The organism is Rhizobium atlanticum, assembly GCF_030182485.1.
Taxonomy (GTDB): Bacteria; Pseudomonadota; Alphaproteobacteria; order Rhizobiales; family Rhizobiaceae; genus Rhizobium.
This window is the reverse complement of sequence record NZ_JAQJCJ010000015.1, coordinates 37,732-54,519: the sequence shown is the minus strand read 5'-3', so window position 1 is coordinate 54,519 and position 16,788 is coordinate 37,732. Positions and strand designations below refer to the sequence as shown.

The 16,788-nt window shown below is 63.0% G+C and carries 14 protein-coding genes; 5 read left to right on the top strand and 9 right to left on the bottom strand.

Annotated features, from left to right (window positions below; all coding sequences use genetic code 11):
- Positions 1-63 precede the first annotated feature (63 nt).
- Positions 64-984, bottom strand: a complete 921-nt coding sequence (locus PH551_RS21515; RefSeq protein ID WP_285194892.1) for an AraC family transcriptional regulator — start codon at positions 982-984, stop codon at positions 64-66.
- A 95-nt stretch (positions 985-1,079) separates the two neighbouring features.
- On the opposite strand from PH551_RS21515, the gene PH551_RS21510 reads away from it, so the two are divergent.
- Positions 1,080-1,829, top strand: coding sequence for an SDR family oxidoreductase (locus PH551_RS21510; RefSeq protein WP_285194891.1), 750 nt, complete (start codon positions 1,080-1,082; stop codon positions 1,827-1,829).
- Positions 1,830-1,839: 10 nt separating this feature from the next.
- On the opposite strand, the gene fhuB is transcribed toward PH551_RS21510, so the two are convergent.
- The 3 genes from fhuB to PH551_RS21495 are packed head-to-tail and all read right to left on the bottom strand — an operon-like array spanning position 1,840 to position 5,158.
- A complete protein-coding gene (fhuB, locus tag PH551_RS21505) occupies positions 1,840-3,804 on the bottom strand; it encodes a Fe(3+)-hydroxamate ABC transporter permease FhuB (RefSeq protein ID WP_285194890.1) in 1,965 nt (654 codons plus the stop codon).
- Positions 3,801-4,634, bottom strand: a complete 834-nt coding sequence (locus tag PH551_RS21500; RefSeq protein WP_285194889.1) for an iron-siderophore ABC transporter substrate-binding protein — start codon at positions 4,632-4,634, stop codon at positions 3,801-3,803. Before PH551_RS21500 ends, fhuB begins: the two co-directional genes overlap by 4 nt.
- Positions 4,635-4,666: 32 nt before the next feature.
- Entirely contained in the window at positions 4,667-5,158 is a 492-nt protein-coding gene (locus PH551_RS21495) for a GNAT family N-acetyltransferase (protein ID WP_097601181.1), read from the bottom strand.
- 164 nt (positions 5,159-5,322) lie between these two features.
- On the opposite strand from PH551_RS21495, the gene PH551_RS21490 reads away from it, so the two are divergent.
- Positions 5,323-5,979, top strand: coding sequence for a sigma-70 family RNA polymerase sigma factor (locus tag PH551_RS21490; RefSeq protein ID WP_285194888.1), 657 nt, complete (start codon positions 5,323-5,325; stop codon positions 5,977-5,979).
- Here the strand turns inward: PH551_RS21490 and PH551_RS21485 are convergent.
- The 3 genes from PH551_RS21485 to PH551_RS21475 are packed head-to-tail and all read right to left on the bottom strand — an operon-like array spanning position 5,870 to position 9,472.
- Positions 5,870-7,057: a PLP-dependent transferase gene (locus PH551_RS21485; protein WP_285194886.1), complete on the bottom strand. Its 1,188-nt coding sequence runs from the start codon at positions 7,055-7,057 to the stop codon at positions 5,870-5,872. The two genes, PH551_RS21490 and PH551_RS21485, sit on opposite strands and share 110 nt — an antisense overlap.
- A 10-nt stretch (positions 7,058-7,067) precedes the next feature.
- A complete protein-coding gene (locus tag PH551_RS21480) occupies positions 7,068-8,486 on the bottom strand; it encodes an MATE family efflux transporter (RefSeq protein ID WP_285194885.1) in 1,419 nt (472 codons plus the stop codon).
- A complete protein-coding gene (locus PH551_RS21475) occupies positions 8,483-9,472 on the bottom strand; it encodes a GNAT family N-acetyltransferase (protein WP_285194989.1) in 990 nt (329 codons plus the stop codon). Before PH551_RS21475 ends, PH551_RS21480 begins: the two co-directional genes overlap by 4 nt.
- Positions 9,473-9,666: 194 nt before the next feature.
- On the opposite strand from PH551_RS21475, the gene PH551_RS21470 reads away from it, so the two are divergent.
- The 3 genes from PH551_RS21470 to PH551_RS21460 are packed head-to-tail and all read left to right on the top strand — an operon-like array spanning position 9,667 to position 15,263.
- Entirely contained in the window at positions 9,667-9,885 is a 219-nt protein-coding gene (locus tag PH551_RS21470) for an MbtH family protein (protein WP_285194884.1), read from the top strand.
- 18 nt (positions 9,886-9,903) lie between these two features.
- The gene (locus tag PH551_RS21465; protein WP_285194883.1) at positions 9,904-13,893 is read left to right on the top strand and encodes an amino acid adenylation domain-containing protein; all 3,990 of its coding nucleotides are present in this window, start codon (positions 9,904-9,906) and stop codon (positions 13,891-13,893) included.
- Complete coding sequence (locus PH551_RS21460; protein ID WP_285194881.1) at positions 13,890-15,263, top strand: lysine N(6)-hydroxylase/L-ornithine N(5)-oxygenase family protein; 1,374 nt, start codon at positions 13,890-13,892, stop codon at positions 15,261-15,263. Before PH551_RS21465 ends, PH551_RS21460 begins: the two co-directional genes overlap by 4 nt.
- Here the strand turns inward: PH551_RS21460 and PH551_RS21455 are convergent.
- A complete protein-coding gene (locus PH551_RS21455) occupies positions 15,206-15,940 on the bottom strand; it encodes a 4'-phosphopantetheinyl transferase family protein (RefSeq protein ID WP_285194880.1) in 735 nt (244 codons plus the stop codon). The two genes, PH551_RS21460 and PH551_RS21455, sit on opposite strands and share 58 nt — an antisense overlap.
- A 46-nt stretch (positions 15,941-15,986) precedes the next feature.
- Positions 15,987-16,784: an ABC transporter ATP-binding protein gene (locus PH551_RS21450; protein WP_085781813.1), complete on the bottom strand. Its 798-nt coding sequence runs from the start codon at positions 16,782-16,784 to the stop codon at positions 15,987-15,989.
- Positions 16,785-16,788 lie beyond the last annotated feature (4 nt).

Below are 16,788 nucleotides of genomic sequence, written 5' to 3'. Positions count from 1 at the left end.
CGAGCAGCGAATTTACTTGAAGGGCGAGGGCGTCGCTCAAATCGGGAAACGATCAGCGGTGAACTAATATGCGGCGGCGTGTGAATTGGTCTTTGCTTGCTCGGCATATCTTGACGGCGGCAATCCGACAAAGCGGGTAAATGCCGTGCTGAACGCACTTGCGGAGCCATAGCCGACGCGCTCGGCGATTTCCTGAATTCCGATATCACGTTGCCTCAACAGATTTTTGGCGAGCGCCATGCGCCATGATATAAGATACTCCATTGGCGCCAGACCCACAGTGCGGCGGAAGCGGTTGAAAAACGCCGACCGCGACAGGGCCGCCTCTTGGGCAAGCTGCTCCGCCGTCCATTCCTTGGCCGGATTTTCGTGCAGCCGACGGATGGCCAGGGCAAGACGTGTATCGCTCAGACCCCGCAGGATTCCGAGCGGCGCTTTCTCCCCGGCATTCGAGCGCAGCGCCTCGACAAGCAAGACTTCCAATAGCCGCGCCAGGATCATATTCTTTCCCGGCCGCTCGGTGCGGGCTTCGTCCGTGACGAGCTGTACGATCGCCGCCAGTCTGCTGTCGCCGCGGATATGAATGATCCGCGGCAGCAGGGAAACCAACAACGCCGCATCAGGCGAGCCGAAAGCGAAGTGGCCGACAAGCAGGCGTGCATTCGGAGTCCCTTCGGGATCGCCGTGACGGGTCTCTTCAGGAAGCATCGTGACGGTGAGGGGATCGATGCCGGGCGATAATCCGTCGCCCAGGCTCGACATCGTGAAGGCATGGACGGCCGGGATCAGGACGAAGTCGCCTTCGCGCAATGTGATCTGCTCGTCCTCCGCGCTCAGCCGCGAAGACCCTTCCAGCACGACGCAGTAGAAGGGCTGTCCGGTCTCCTGGCGCTCAACGCGCCACATTCCTGCGCCGCTGACGAGCTTTGAATGGCGCGCCGCTGGCTGCAGTAGCGTGACCATATCAGCCAAAGGATCGCTCATCGATACTCCTGATAATGAAACAAAGACCGCGCATGATATTCAGTTGCGATTTCCCCGTCTACATCTGTAGCTGTCAGCCTAGATAGGAGACAGACATGAAGACCGTTCTCGTTACAGGATGCTCGTCGGGGTTCGGGCTGGAAATTGCCAGGTTCTTTCTCGCGCAGGGCTGGAAGGTGATCGCCACCATGCGAACGCCGAGCCAAGACCTGCTGCCGCCTTCAGACCAACTCAAGATCGTTGCTCTGGATGTCACGAGACCTGAAAGCATCCGCGCTGCGGTTGACGCCGCAGGTCCTGTGGACGTGCTGGTAAATAACGCCGGCATCGGCTGGCTCAACGCGGTTGAGGGAACGCCGATGGAAATCGCCCGCGAAATTTTTGAGACGAATACGCTCGGAACGATCGCGATGACGCAAGCGCTTCTGCCGCAGATGCGGGAGCGGCAGGAAGGCGTTATTGTCAACGTTACGTCAAGCGTAACGCTCAAGCCGCTCCCGCTCCTCTCTGTCTATACGGCGAGCAAAGCCGCGGTGAACGCGTTCACCGAATCTGTCGCGCTCGAGCTCGAGCCGTTCAATGTGCGTGTGAGGATCGTGCTTCCGGGGCGCGCGCCGGAAACGCGGTTCGGCGATACGGCGCGCGCACGGATTCAACAACAGGGCGGCTTCCCGGCATCCTATTCGTCGGTCGTCGCAGAGGTGTTCGCGTCTTGGGAGCAGGAGTCGGAAACTGCCCTGACACAGGCCGTCGACGTGGTCGAGGCGGTATGGCGTGCTGCGACCGATCCTTCCTTTCCATTGCGCATCCCAGCAGGGGCCGACGCCGAAGCATTGGCGGGGTGAATGTGGCTTCTCAAGGCCGCCGGCGCAGAACGAAAAGCAGCATCGGCGCCCCGACCACAGCCGAAATCAAACCGACAGGAACCTGATAGGGAAAGGCGATCATGCGGCCGGCCCAGTCGGCGATGACGAGCAGGGTCGCCCCGATCAGCGCTGCGGCGAGCAGCTGGGTGGAAGGGCGGCGAAGTCCGAGGCCGTGGGCAAGGTGCGGCGCCATCAGCCCGACGAAGCTCAAGGGGCCGACGACAAGCGTGGCGGCCGCCGTCATGATCGCCGAGAGCACGAAGAAGACGCCGCGCGCCGGTGCGATCCTGAGGCCGAGTTCGCTGGCCGTCTCCGAGCCGAGCTGCAGCAGCGCAAGCCATCGGCTGGCGAGAAAGGCCGCGACGAGGCAGGCAAGCGCAATCGAGAGGGCGCTTGCGGCAACCTCATTGTCGACGAAATAGGTCGAGCCCGACATCCAGCGGATGAGCGCCAGGCCGCGCGGATCGCCGCTTGCCGCCAGCACGCCGCTCCCGGCATCGAGGACCGCGCCGAAGGCGATGCCGGCGAGCAGCACGCGGTTCGGGCCGAAGCCTGAACGGGCGCTCAGGAGGAAGATCAGCAGCAGCACTCCAAGCGCGCCGCCGCCGGCAAAGGCAAGCTGTACGGTCGGGCCAGGTGCGGCGAAGGCGAACATGGCGGCTGCGACGCCGAGCGTTGCTCCGGCCGAAACGCCAAGCACTTCGGGACTTGCCATTTCGTTTCCGGTCAGCCGCTGCAGGATCAGCCCCGTCACGCCGAGCACGGTTCCGGCGCCGAAGGCGGCGGCGACCCGCGGGAGGCGGAGGGGGAGGATTTCATTCCATGAGGCGGCGGGCAGCCATGTCCACGCGCCATCTGATGCCCGGCCGAAGAAGATCGCGGCGATCGCCAATGCGACGACCGAGGCGAACAGCAGGACGAGGGAGGCCCCTTTGCTGCCGATCGCGAGCCGTGGTGAGGTCATGCCGGGGAGCGTGCGTGAGGCTGTTGCAAGGCGTGGAAGCAGAGCAATCAGGATCGGTCCGCCGAGCAATGCGGTGACAGCCCCGGTCGGCACGAAATCGCCAGGAGCGAGGAGCTTGATCGCCTCATCGGTCAGAAGCAGAAGGCCGGCGCCTGCTATGGGCGACCAGATCAACTGGCTGACGGCCCGGCGTGCGCCGGCCAGCCGGACGATCTGTGGGGCGACCAGCCCGATGAAGCCGATGGCGCCGACGGCGCTGGTGACGAGGGCGCTCAGCGCAATCGCAATCGCTAGGATAAAGCCGCGCGCCCATTTGATCGGCAGACCGAGGCTCGCTGCGCCGGTATCTCCGAGCTGGCTCAGCGCCAGCGGTCTCGCGGCGAGGAAGGCGAGGCCGGCGAGGAGGGCGACCTTGGGCAGCAGCGACAGCGGGATCGCCCAGCTTTGCTGCGACAGAGACCCGGCGCCCCAGATGAAGATCCCGGAGAGATATTGATCGTTCATCAAGATCAGAATGGCCGCCGCTGCGCCGCACCAGAGGCCGATGATCATGCCTGACAGGATGAGGGAAAAAGGCGAGAAGCCGTGCCGGGCGCTGATCGAAAAGAGGGCGAAGGCGACAGCGGCACTTCCTGCGAGCGCGACCGCGTCGCGGCTCCATCCCGCCAGCGAGGGAAAGGCGAGCATCACGGAAACCAATGCCAGATTGGCGCCGGCCGAGACGCCGAGCGTCGTTGGTGAAGCGAGAGGATTACGCAGGACCTGCTGCAGGATCGTCCCAGAAAGTGCAAGGGCGGCTCCCGTGATCAGGGCCGTCGCCATGCGCGGCAGCGTGGAATAGAGAAGCAGAAGGTGCTGGGCGTCGTATCCGCCTCTGGTTTCGATATGCGGCAGCGCCGGCAGGAGATTGAGCATCGCAAGGCTGAGGCCTGAAAACAGCAATAGCGCCGCAAGTGCCGGCGCGCCGAAGCGGGAAAATTCAGCCTTCATCGGGCGGCAGTCTCCAGAACATCGACCATCAGTGTCGAAAAGCGCAGCGCCTCCTGGACCATTCCAAACATCAGGACGCCGGGAACGACCGAGATGCGCTGGCGCCGGACGAAGGGAAGGCTGGCCCAAAGCGGACTTTCTGAAAGCCGGGTCAGGACATCGGGCGGAAGCAAAGGTGACACGACGATGAGGTGTGCCTCTTCATCGAGTTCGGCGAGCTGTTCCAGTCCGATCGTCTGAAATCCCCAGTAGCTGGCCTCGCCCTTCCAGCCATTCTCAAGGCCGATGCGTCGCATGGTGCCGCCGTAAAGCCCCAGGCCGCCGTAGATGCGCGCATGCCTCTGATCGACGAAGTTGATAACGGCGACAGGAGGCGCGGACAGGCTCCTCACCCTCTCGCGCAGCCGCTCGAACGTGGCATCGGCGCGGGCGAGAAACGCCTCCGCTTGCCTCTGTCGCCCGATCATGGCGCCGAGACGCTCCGTTTCGGCGTAGGAGCGGTCGAGCGCATCGCCGTTCTCGGCATAAACAGTGAAGGTCGCGACCGGCGCGATGCGGGAGAGTTTTTCATCCAGCGCCGCCAGGAAAGGCGTGCTCAGGATGAGCGATGGCCGGAGGCTGGTGAGGACTTCGAGATTGATCTCGGATGTGGTGCCGATGTCGACGACGCCTTGCGGCATGGTTGGCTCGACAACCCATTCCGACCAGTTCCTGAGCGAGGCGATCGCTCGCGGCACGCTGCCGAGCGCCAGCATCGTCGATGCCAATCCGTAATCGAGCGACACGACGCCGTTATCACCGGCGCGGGCCGTGACGGGTGCGCTCGTCATTGCCAGCGCGCTCAGAAGAAAGTCCCGTCGTCTCAAAGCGCGGCCTCGCTCGGCTGTTTTCCGGCGAGCGGCTTGATCATGAACAGGCACGGATGGTCCTCGTGCCAGAGTTTGGCAAACACCTCCGCCCTGACGAAGCCGTTCCGGTCGTAGAAGCGGCGCGTCGCCTCGAATTGCGGCTCGTCGCGGCCGCGCGGCGCAAGCGTCTTGACCGTCAGCAGCCGGGCGCCCGATTTCTGGGCGAAGCCTTCGGCAGCGTCGAGGAGATGTCGCCCTGCGCCCTGGCCGTGATATTCCGGCCGCGTCGCGATCAGCGCAATTTCGACAGCATCAGGCAGGTGCGGCTTCAAGGCCATCAGCGCGGTGACGACATCCGCTTCGATATAGCCGAACACCGGCAACTTCTCGATCGCCTGGGCGCTCGCTTCGATGACCTCGGACTCCGAAAACCAGTCGGGCAAGGCACTCATGATCGATCGGCAGAGTTCCGCCTTGCCGGTCAGGATCTCAACTGTTCGTCCCATTTTTTCTCGCCTTCAGCCCGGTAGATTTAAACTTGACTCTTGTTATCACCTTAAAATAGAGACTGCAATCACATCGTGCACATCCGCTTTGAAAAAGGAGCGCCAAGGCCGAACCGACCAGCAAGACAGAGCCTGATTTTCCATTCGTAAAAAGGTACAGGACAATGCGAGCATCGCATCGTGATGTGAACGGGAATGCGGTTGTCAACGCAATGATCGAAAACAAGGATAAGCTCCTGAAGACGATCGAAAGCGTCATCAAATCAAGGATATACTCGGAGGATATATTTCAGGACGGAGTCATCAAAGCTTATGGGGTCAATGTCGACGGTATTCGCTGCCCCATCGGCTATGCCTTCCGGATGGTCTATAATCTCGCACTGGATGAGAGTCGCCGCCAGCGCCATCAGACGAACAACCACAGGTCGATAGATCAAATTCAGGAGATCACGGCTCCCATCCCAACGGTGCTTGACCAGCTCGTTGCCGCAGAGACCCTGCGTGACGTGCTGGCTTCGCTCGAGGCGCTGCCGAAGCGCACCAACGACGCCTTCATCCGTCACCGCCTGAACGGCGTGCCGCAGAAGGACATCGCGGCCGAACTCGGCGTCTCACGGACCCTTGTTAATTTCATGATCAAGGCGGCGGAGCAGCATTGCCATTCGGCGATCACCGACTCCCCTCGTGCCGATCACGAACATCGGCAGGATCCTAGCGCCGCGCGGCGTGCAGCGCCTGCTGCAGGTCGCTCCAAAGCAGTTCCGGTTCTTCCAGTCCAACGGCGAAGCGAACCGTCTGCTCGCTCACGCCGAACCGGATGAAGGTGGTTATCCGGTCGGGAATCTGCAGCGCCACCTTGGCGGGGACCACAAGCGTTTCCGGCCCTCCCCAGCTGACGCCGAGGCGGATCTCGCGCAGCGCATTGACGAAACGCGCGACATCTATGTCGGGCGTGAGGTCGAAGGCGAAGAGCCCGGCATAACCCGACAGCGTCGCCCGGCCGGGATGGTCTTGAAAGGCCGGGTGGCGAACGCGGGCGATGTCGGGATGCTGTTTCAGCCGGTCGGCGAGCAGAAGTCCGCTGCGCTCGTGCTCCTTGAGCCGGACGCGCAGCGTGCGCATGCCGCGCAGCAGGAGCCAGGCCTCGAAGGGCGAGAGCTTGGCGCCGATATAGGGGTAGGAGGTCGAGTTGATCCTGGCGATCGCCTCTTTCGTGCCGACGACGACGCCGGCGACCGTATCGCTGTGGCCGCCGAGATATTTCGAGGCGGCATGAATGACGATATCGACGCCGTGCAGGATCGGCTTCTGGAAGAGCGGCGTCGCCCAGGAATTGTCGATGACGGTTGTGACACCCGCCTCCTTTGCCATGGCAGAGAGCGCCACGATGTCCTGAAGCTCGAAGACGAAGGAGGAGGGGTTTTCGAGATAGAGCAGCTTGGCGCCCGGCAGCGCCTTGCGCACCTCGTCATGATCGGAGGGATCGACGAAATCCACCGTGACGCCGAGCCTGCCGAGCAGCTTCACGAGAAGGCGGTAGACGTCATTATAGAGGTGGCGGACGGCGACGACCCGGTCGCCCACTTCCACGAGGCTGAGAATGGTCGCGGTGATGGCGGCCGTTCCGCTGGAGAAGGCGCGTCCGTCTTCGGCGCCTTCGAGGCGGGCGACCAGAAGCTCGAATTCGCGCACGGTCGGATTGTCGCCGCGCGAATAGATGAAGTTGCGCGTCCGGCCGGCGAACACATCTTCCATCGCCTCGTAGCTGTCATAGGTGAAGAGCGAGGTCTGGAAGATCGGCGGCGACACGGCGTTGAAGGCGGCCGGATCGACGGGCGTGAAGAGATCGTCGGCGGCCGCGTGGGCGCCAAGGTCGCGGGGGCTGAACGACTGGTTCATGATAATCCTCTCATGGACAAAAGCTGGGATAGGGACGGAGAGCGGTCAGATCGCCGGCCGAACGCTGCCGGAGCGCGCTGAGCGATCTCGCCAGGCAGACGCATGACAGCAGGCCGGTCAGTGCCGAGGCCAGGAACATGGCTGCGAGCAGGCCCGAAAAACCGAAGAAGGGCGGCAGGAGCGCAAGCAGCGGAAAGAGAAGGTATCCGTTCTGCGCCAGGCCGATGATCACAGCGGCTTTCGGCCTGCCCTGCGCCTGGAAGAGGATCAGTACGGTTTGCCTGAGGCCGAACAGCAGGAAGGGAAGATGGGTTGCAACGATCGTCTGGCCCGCAATCGAAACCACGGATGCGTCATCGGTGAAGAACGAGGCAAGGTGCCCGGAGAAGATGATCGCCGCCAGCCCGTAGACGCCGCCGACCGCGCTCGTGACCACGGAAAGCATGCGGACTGCCGCCAGCACCCGCGATATATCTCCCCGCCCCCAGGCAAAGCTCAGGATGGACTGGGCCCCGAGCGAAATGCCGATGACCGGGAGCGCGCCGACCGCAAGCAGCCGCAGGGCGATCCCGACGCCGGCGATGCCGTCTTCTCCGTAATAGGTGCCGGCGGCCGACAGCATCGCGGTAATCGCGCCCGCCGCTGCGAGGCTCGTCAGCGTCGTCGGCGCGCCCACGGCAAGGACCGGCCTGAGATGCCTGACATCGCCGAGCCGCCAGCAGAACGTCAGCCGGATCGTCCCGAGCCGTCTCGCATGATAGGCGCCGTAGATTGAGAGCGCCACAAGCTGGGAGAGGATTGTCGCGATCGCCACGCCCAGCAGCCCGAGGCCGAAGCCGAAGATCATGATCGGGTCGAGAATGATGTTCAGCGCGAAGCAGACGACCAGCGTCCACATGCTGAAGCGGGCATTGCCCTCGGCGATCGCCAGAAAATCGAGAATGATCTGCGCCATCGTCAGCGGGATCGAGACCGCGATGATGAGGAGGTAATGCTGCGCGAGCGGCTCGATGGCTGGCGTGGCGCCGAACAGCAGGAAAGATGGAAATGCGACGATTGCGGCCGCACTGGCCGCGCCGAAGGCGACGCCGGCGGCCAGGCTGACTGAGGCAAGCGTGCTCGCGCTCGACCCGTTGCCGGCGCCGAGTGCCCGCCCGACCTCGGTCGCCACGCCGACGCCGATGCCTTCGCCGAAGGCTGCGACGAGCATCAGGATCGGCAGCACGATCATGATCGCGGCGATCTGGTCTTCGCCGATCATGCCGACGAAGGCCATGTTGATCGTGTGATGGGCGGCATTGATCGACAGGCCGAACATGGCGGGCAGGCCGAGACGCAACAGCAGCCGGAAAAGCTGCGGGCTGGCAAGATCTTCCGGCGCAAGCCGCCGTTTCCGCAGGCTGCCGTTCATCTCGCTCATTTCGTTCATGATGCGGGAACCCAGAGATGATCGCCGAAGAAGCGCTCGCGAGTCAGCATGACGAGAAGCGCGCGCTTGTGCGGAAAATCGAAATGCTTGATCTTGGCGAAGCCCGAGCGGTCGAGATTGCGGATCTGCTGCTCGTGGCTGGCGCGCGGCTCGCCGACGATGCGCTTGGTGCGGGGATCGTCGAGGAAGATGAAATGCATCAGCGAGGGAAGCCACGCGCTGATCCATTTCTTGCCGCGATAATCGGGCTCGCCGATCGCGACATGCCATCCGCGATCGTAATCGTCGGCATCGTAGTAGGGACCGAGCCGGTTTTCCTTGGCCCAGTAGACCTCGAAATAGCCGAAGGGAATGTCGGCGAAACTGCCGATCAGTGGCAGGACATGCGGATCGGCGATCCTCTCCTCCAGGATCTCCCGGTGCTTGTCGATCGAGCCCCCATCCTCCCAGATCGTGTTGACCTGCTCGTCGTTCATCCAACGGTTAAAGGCCGCAAGATCGGTCTCGGGATCGGCCACCCTGAAGCTGATGTCCCGCTCCAGCCACGGGATGAAGCGCTGGTAGACCGTGCCCTTCGGCTTTGCCGGCCGGCGCGGATGGTAGCGGCCCGCCGTCATCTCCTGCACGGGCGGCAGCGGATAGGACATCTGCGGCAGCCACGGGGAGGGCCATTGCCAGAGGATCGCGGATTCGAGCCGTCCATCGGTGCCTGAGATGTGCCGGGGAAGGCTGGCCTGATGGCCTTCGAAAGCGACCGATTTGATCGACCGATCTTGCGCCGTCACCGCTTCGGCGGCTGCCATGAGAAGCTCCGCCGATTGCACGGGATTTCCCTCGTAGAAGGTCAGCGAGGCGATGCCGGCTTCGACTTCGAGGGCGACTTCGTGATTCCCGTGCACGGTGTTGAGATGGACGATATTGGGGGCGAGCCTGACATAGCTGCGCGCCTGTAGAGCCCGCCTTTGCTTGGCGGCGTCGAAATCCATGATGTTCTCCTTGATCGGCAGGATTTTCAATGCTGCGAGCATGAAGTCTGTTCCTGCGCTGATTTGGTAGAATGACTATCCATCCCTAGGCGGATTTAGGGGTAAACGAAGAAAAAATTTCTCCGTAATTTTCTAAACTCCAGCAGGCGGGATCCGTCATTTGCGCATGACGTCAATCTCTGCAGGAGCTTCCAATGGACAATCTTGAGCCCCGCGACGATCTCTGGATCGTCGTCCACGACACCGAGCATCACTACTCTGTCTGGCCGCAGGACAAGCGGATTCCGGTGAGCTGGCAGCCTGCGGGTTTTGCCGGTTCGCGCCAGGAGTGCCTCGCCCATATCCGTGAAATCTGGACCGACCCTCGCCCGCTCTCCCTACGCTCGGCCATGGCAGCCGATGCGCGTCTCTAAAAACGTCCGGATGGCAAGATGAACAAGCAGATTACCAATTTCGCCGATGCCCGCCCGACCGACGCTGTGGATGCCGTCTTCGAGAGTTTTCCGCTGACGATCGCGCAGAAGCGCATCTGGTCGCTGGAGCAGATCGGCAATTACACGGTCTTTCCCGATCAGGTCATCGGGCTGCGCTTGGGCGCCACGACCGGCGTCGAGACGATCGCCGGCGCCTGCCGCGCGCTCCTGGCTGAGAACCCGTCGCTTTCCACTCGTTTCCGCCGGCTGGCGGGTGGGCGCATCGAGCAATATCGCGGCGCATCGAACGCCGTGCCGATCGAAATCCTCGGCAAGGAAGGAGCGGCTCTTTCCGAGGCTGAGGCCTTGGCCGCGCGGAAAGCCTTTCGCGACAGACGCTTCGATCTGCTGGACGGACCGGGCGCGCGCATCCAGATCATCCTGCTGGCCGACGGGCAGTCGCTGCTGACGATCGTGCTGCATCCGATCATCTCAGACGACCGCGAAAAATCCCTTCTTGCCGCTTCGCTGGCGCGCATTCTCGATGGTGAACCCGCCGGCGACGTGCAGCCGGCGGAAATATCGGCGGGAATGCGGGAGGAAGAGTGGCTGGAGACGGATGAAGCGCGCGAAGCGCTTGCCTATTGGCGCGACACGATCGGTCTCGACTACGCGGCCTCGACCTTCCCCACCCGCTTTAACAGCGGCGGGCTGGCCGGCGTGGCGCGTGCTGAGCATCGGTTTGCGATCGAGCCCAACCTCTGGGCCAAGCTCGAACGGCATGCACACGGCAAGAGATACCAGATCGAGCATGTGCTTCACGCCGCCTTCTGCGCGCTGCTGGCGCGCTACAGCAGCAACTATGCTTTGCTGACCGGGCTGCTGATCGCCCGCCCCGGCACCGAGCATTTCGCCAGCCGCGGCCGCGCCGAACAGGTGCTTCCTCTCGTGCTTTCGCTGACCTCCCGGCACTCTCTCGATGATGTCGTCGCGGCGATCTCCTCAGTGACGGAGGAGGGGCTTGCCCGCCTCGTGCCGCTGGAGCGCATCACGCAGGAGCTGGTCGTCGACGAAGCGGCCGCACAGGAAGCCGTGGTCAAGGCGCTGTTCGAATTCCGCGAGCCCTATCCGGTTCCGAGGCAGGCGACGAACCTGGAACCGCTGGGCGCGCGCGCCGATAGCGAGCTTTCCCTCGTGATCGAGGCTCGCACAGATGGCGCCGCGTACGGGCTGATCGACTATGCTCAGGATCTCTACGACGGCGCCCTGATCGCCCGTGTCGCCAAGCATTTCCGTCTGGTGCTCGAGCAGATCGTCGCGCAGCCAAATCTCAGGATTAGAGATATCGAACTCGTCGGCAGCGACGAGCTCGACTGGTTGTCGGCGCCTTATGAGGATGACGTCGTCAATGACGACCGGCCGGTGCACGAGCTGATTTCGGCCCATTCGCGCCGGACGCCTGAGAAGACGGCCATCGTTTATGGCGACGAGGAGTGGAGCCATGGCTGGTTGGAGGCGAGCACGAACCGCCTCGGGCATCGGCTGCGGCAGCTCGGTGTCCGCGCCGAAGTGACGGTCGCGATCTTCATCAAGCGCTCTCCGGAGGCGATCGTCGGCATCCTTGCCACGCTGAAGGCCGGGGGCGCCTATATTCCGGTCGAGCCAGATCATCCGCCGGTGCGAAACCATCACATCCTGCGCGATGGCGGGGTGAAGATCGTCCTCACCCACAGCTGGCTGCGCCACCGCCTGCCGGAAGAGCTCGACGCCATCGTCCTCGAACTCGACAAGCTCGACCTCGACGGCGAGCCGGACACGCCGCTCTATATTCCCACGCACAAGGATCAGCTCGCTTATGTCATGTATACCTCGGGATCCACGGGATTGCCGAAAGGTGTCGCCGTCGAGCACGGGCCGCTGACGCACCATCTGCAGAATACCTCGCGCGTCTATGGCATGAGCTCGGAGTCCCGCGAGCTGCCCTTCCTGCCCTTCAGTTCGGATGGCGGCCATGAGCGCTGGATGAACCCGCTGATGGAGGGCGGCAGCATCATCCTTCCCGACCAGCCGCTCTGGACGCCGGAAGAAACGCTGACGGCGATGCGCAAGCATGGCGCCAACAATGCCAGCATCCCCACGACCTACCTGCAGCAGCTGGCGGAATGGGCCGACATTACCGACGGCGCCCCGCCGATGCGGCTCTATTCCTTCGGCGGCGAGGGGCTCGCGCAATCGACCTTCGACCTCTTGTCGCGGGCGCTGAAATCGGAATGGCTGATCAACGGCTACGGTCCCACGGAAACGATCATGACCCCAATGGTCTGGAAGGTGCGGGCCGGCACCAAGTTCCAGGGCGTCTATGCGCCGCTCGGACGCGCCGTCGGGCTCCGGCGCGTCTATGTGCTCGATCCCGACCTCAATCCGTGCCCGATCGGCGTGACCGGCGAGCTTTATATCGGCGGCGAGGGCATTGCCCGCGGCTATCTCCGCAAGCCGGATACGACGGCGGACCGCTTCATCCCCGATCCCTTCTCGAAAGAGGGTGGCCGGCTTTATCGTTCCGGCGACCTGACGCGCTGGCGTGAGGATGGAACCGTCGAGTTCGTCGGCCGCGTCGACCATCAGGTGAAGCTGCGCGGTTACCGCATCGAGCTCGGCGAGATCGAAGCAGCACTCCTCCAGCAGCCCGGCGTCGGCGAAGCCCTGGTCGTGCTGCGCGATGACGATGCCGGCGAAAAGGTGCTGGTTGCCTATGTCGTGCCGAAGAAGGACGAGAGGCTTGACGTCGGGACGGTCCGCGCCGGCCTCGAACGCAGCCTGCCGTCCTACATGGTGCCGGCGGCTTTGGTCGAACTGGAAAGGATGCCGACCAATCCGAACAGCAAGCTCGACCGCTTCGCGCTGCCCGCGCCCCAGCCCGTCAAGCGCGCCATCGTCGAGCCGGCGACTGCGCTCGAAGAGGAGGTGCTGGATGTCTGGCGCCAGGTTCTCAAGCTGGAAGCGATCAGTGTCGAGGATAATTTCTTTGCCATCGGCGGCAATTCGCTGGGCGCGATCCGCATCCTCACGCAGCTGCGGCAGCGACGGCCGAAAATCCCGCTCACCGTTGCCGATATCTTCAACAACGCGACCATCCGCGCCTTTGCCGGCGTGATGGAACAAGGGGAGGAGCGAGATCTCTCCGAGGTGATCGTGCTGCGCGCTTCAGGGGCCAAGCCGCGGCTCTATTGCTTCCCGGGGCTTCTCGTCAGCACCCGCGAATATGTGAAACTCGTCGATTATCTCGGCGCCGACCAGCCGGCGACTGGCTTCATTTGCCACTCGCTGTCCGAGAAGAAGGAAGTCGGCTCGCCCGTTGAAGAGATCATCGAGAGCTATATCGATTACATCAGGAAGCACAGCAGCGGCGCGCCTTGCACTTTCCTCGGCTGGTCCTGGGGCGGGCTTCTGGCCTATGAGGCTGCCCGCACCCTCGGCAATAAGGTCGATGTCAGAATGCTGGCCATGGTCGACGTGTGCGATCTCGGCTCGGAGTTTGCGATCGGCGCCAAGCCGCGCTTCCGGCCTGGCGAACGCGATGCGCTGCATCGCGACGTGCAGGCTTGGCTGCAAAAGACGGCTATGCGCCCGGAATGGGACCGGCTGCTGTCGACGATGGACGCCGATACTTACGAGCAGTTCCTGCGCTTCGTCGGCGACGAGAAGGACCCGCTGCCGACTGATGGGCCTGATATCAGTAGCCGCGAGCATACGTTCTGGGTGCTGATCGACAATGCCCTGATCTTCCGCAAGCATCGGCTCGTTCCCCACGATGTGCCGATCTATCCCTGGGCAGCCGACGACAGCCTCAATCGCGGCCTGAACCTGATCGATTGGCGCCGCCTGTCGCCGCGCGCGCACCCGGCCGAGATCATCACCGGCACCAACCACCTGCACATGATCGGGTCCCCCGCCTTCCACTCAAGGCTTGCCCTGCGTCTTAAGGAAACAGAGAAGGATAACGCATGACCGTCGCTTTTACCCGCAGGGATGCCCTGAATGAGCCGCTCGATCTTGCCGGCATCGGCATCGGTCCCTCCAATCTGAGCCTTGCCTGCCTGCTGGAATCGGTGCCTGAGGTCCGCAGCCGCTTCTTCGAGCGGCGCGGCGCCTTCGACTGGCATCCCGGCATGATGATGCCCGGCGTCGAGCTGCAATCGTCCTTCCTGAAGGACCTCGTCACCCCGGTCCTGCCGACCAGCCGCTGGTCCTTCATCTCCTATCTGGTGGCTCATAAGAGGCTCTACGCCTTCCTGAACGCCAATTACGAGGCCGTTCCCCGGCAGGAATTCGCGCGTTATCTCGCGTGGGTCGCCAAGGGCGTGGAGGGCTTGCGTTTTTCGACCGAGATCCGCGACGTCGAGCACCGCGACGACCGTTTCGTCCTGCGCTTCGACAACGGCCAGGAAGAAGCGCGCAACTTGGTGATCGGCACGGGCTCTTCGCCTTTTGTACCCGACTGGGCGAAGCCCTTCCTCGGGCCCGATTGCTTCCACAACAGCGAGGCGAAATCGCGTCTCAAGGTTCTTCGTGCCGCCCGCATCATCGTGGTCGGCGGTGGGCAGAGCGGCGGCGAAGTCGTCGAAGCGCTGCTTGGGAATCCTGATAACATGAAGGAGCTGACCTGGATCAGCCGGCGCCACAATTTCGAGCCGATCAACGACACGCCGTTTTCGAACCAGGTCTTCTCGCCGGAATATGTGCAGGCCTATCTGAAGCTCGGCGGCGAGCAGAAGCAGGCGGCGCTGAAGAACTCGATCCTGACCAGCGACGGCCTGTCGATTTCGACGATCCACTCGATCTACCGCCGCCTCTATGCGCTGCGTTACCTTGAGCAGAGCACGCTGAATGCATCTTTGTCGCCGAACCGCGATGTGATCCAGATGGAGCGGAACGGCAATGCCTATCGGCTCATCGTCCGCAACCATTTCGATGGCGGGATAGAGGTGCTTCATGCCGACGCGGTGGTTCTTGCGACCGGCTACAGGTTCCGTTTGCCGGATGCGCTCGGATCGCTAAGCGAAAGGATCAGCCTCGACAGAAACGGCTATCCCACCCTGAACGACGATTACACGATGCAGTGGACAGGCCCGAGGACCAACCGCCTGTTTGCACAGAACGCCGGCCGATACTCGCACGGCATAGCCGACTCGCAGCTCAGCCTCATGGCGTGGCGTAGCGCCAAGATCGTCAACACGCTTCTCGGCCGGCAGCATTTCGATGCCGAGCCTGACAATGCCCAGCTGGTCTGGGCGACGGAGGCAGCTTCTGCCATGTCGCATCAGCTCCGGGCCGGCCATTCGGACGGCATGCTGTCATCCCGAAACGTCAGGACATGAATGCTGGGGGCGCGAAATTGTGAGTGGACGGCCAGCGCGGCGACGTGCTGGCTGCCGCTCTCGATCAGGCGGTGATGCCATTGCCGGTCCGGTTCGCCGCTCTGAACCAGGACCGGGAAGCCGTCCTGCCAGGAAAAGGCGACGCTGCGGGGATCTTCACGCAAGCCTACCCCGAGTGCCTTGAGATGGCTCTCCTTGAGCGCCCAAAGGGCAACGGCTGCACGCGATCGTTCGCCCGGAGGCAGTTGATCGAGCCAATAGCGTTCGTCCAGGCTGCAATAGCTCTCCAAGGCCGCCGCTTCGATTTCGGCGTCGGCGCGTTCGCAGTCGATCCCGACGCGCTCGCATTCTGAAGTGACGGCGACGGCCACCAGCCCGTCGGAATTGGAAAGGCTGAACTGCAGCCCGTCGCGACCCTCGGCCGTCAGCTTGCCGTACGCATCCGCCTGCAACAGCAGCTTGTCAGTCTGCGTCTCGGTATGCGCGCTCAGCACTTGCCGCAGCAGACAGCGGCCGGCGATGAACGAGGTCCGGTCGCGCTCGAAGCGATAGGTCGCGGCGCGCTCCCGCTCATTCGGTGAAAGCCACTGCATCCAGCGCTTCTCGCCGCTGTCGTTCTTCGGATATTTCCAGAGCACGACATCGATGGCGGCCGGTTGATTTTCTGATTGCTGCATCAGGCCAGTATGCGTAACGCGGCCCGATTGGCAATCTCCGCGGGATTTACTCCGCTGCTTCGATAAAGCGGTGGCGTTCGTAAAGGAATTTGAGCACGGCCTCGCGGCATTTGAGATATGTCCGGTCGGAGGCGAGCTCGATGCGGTTGCGGGGGCGGGGCATGGTGACGTCGAGCACTTCGCCGATCCGGGCCGCAGGGCCGTTGGTCATCATCACGATGCGGTCGGAGAGCAGCACCGCTTCATCGACATCATGGGTGATCATCACCATCGTGTTGCCGAGCCGGCTATGGATCTCCATCACCGCATCCTGAAGATGGGCGCGGGTCAATGCGTCGAGTGCCCCGAACGGCTCGTCGAGCAGCAGGATCTTCGGCTCCATTGAAAGCGCGCGGGCAATGCCGACGCGCTGCTTCATGCCGCCGGATATCTCCGCGGGCCGCTTGTCCCTGGCATGGGCCATCTGCACGAGGTCGAGATTGGCCATCACCCAGTCATGTCGCTCGGCCTTGGTCTTCGTTCGGCTGAAGACCTTGGAGACGGCGAGATTCACGTTCTCATAGACCGTCAGCCAGGGCAGGAGCGAATGGTTCTGAAAAACGACGGCGCGTTCCGGGCCTGGCTCGTTGACCTCTTGATTTTCCAGAAGCACGGCGCCTGCCGAAACCGGGGTCAGGCCGGCAATGAGATTGAGCAGGGTGGACTTGCCGCAACCGGAATGACCGATGATCGAAACGAATTCGCCCTGAGAAATCGTCAGGTTGATGTCCTTCAGGACTTCGGCGCGCACGCCTCCGCGATCGAAATGCTTGTCGATATGATCGAGCTTGAGATAGGCGTTCATCGGT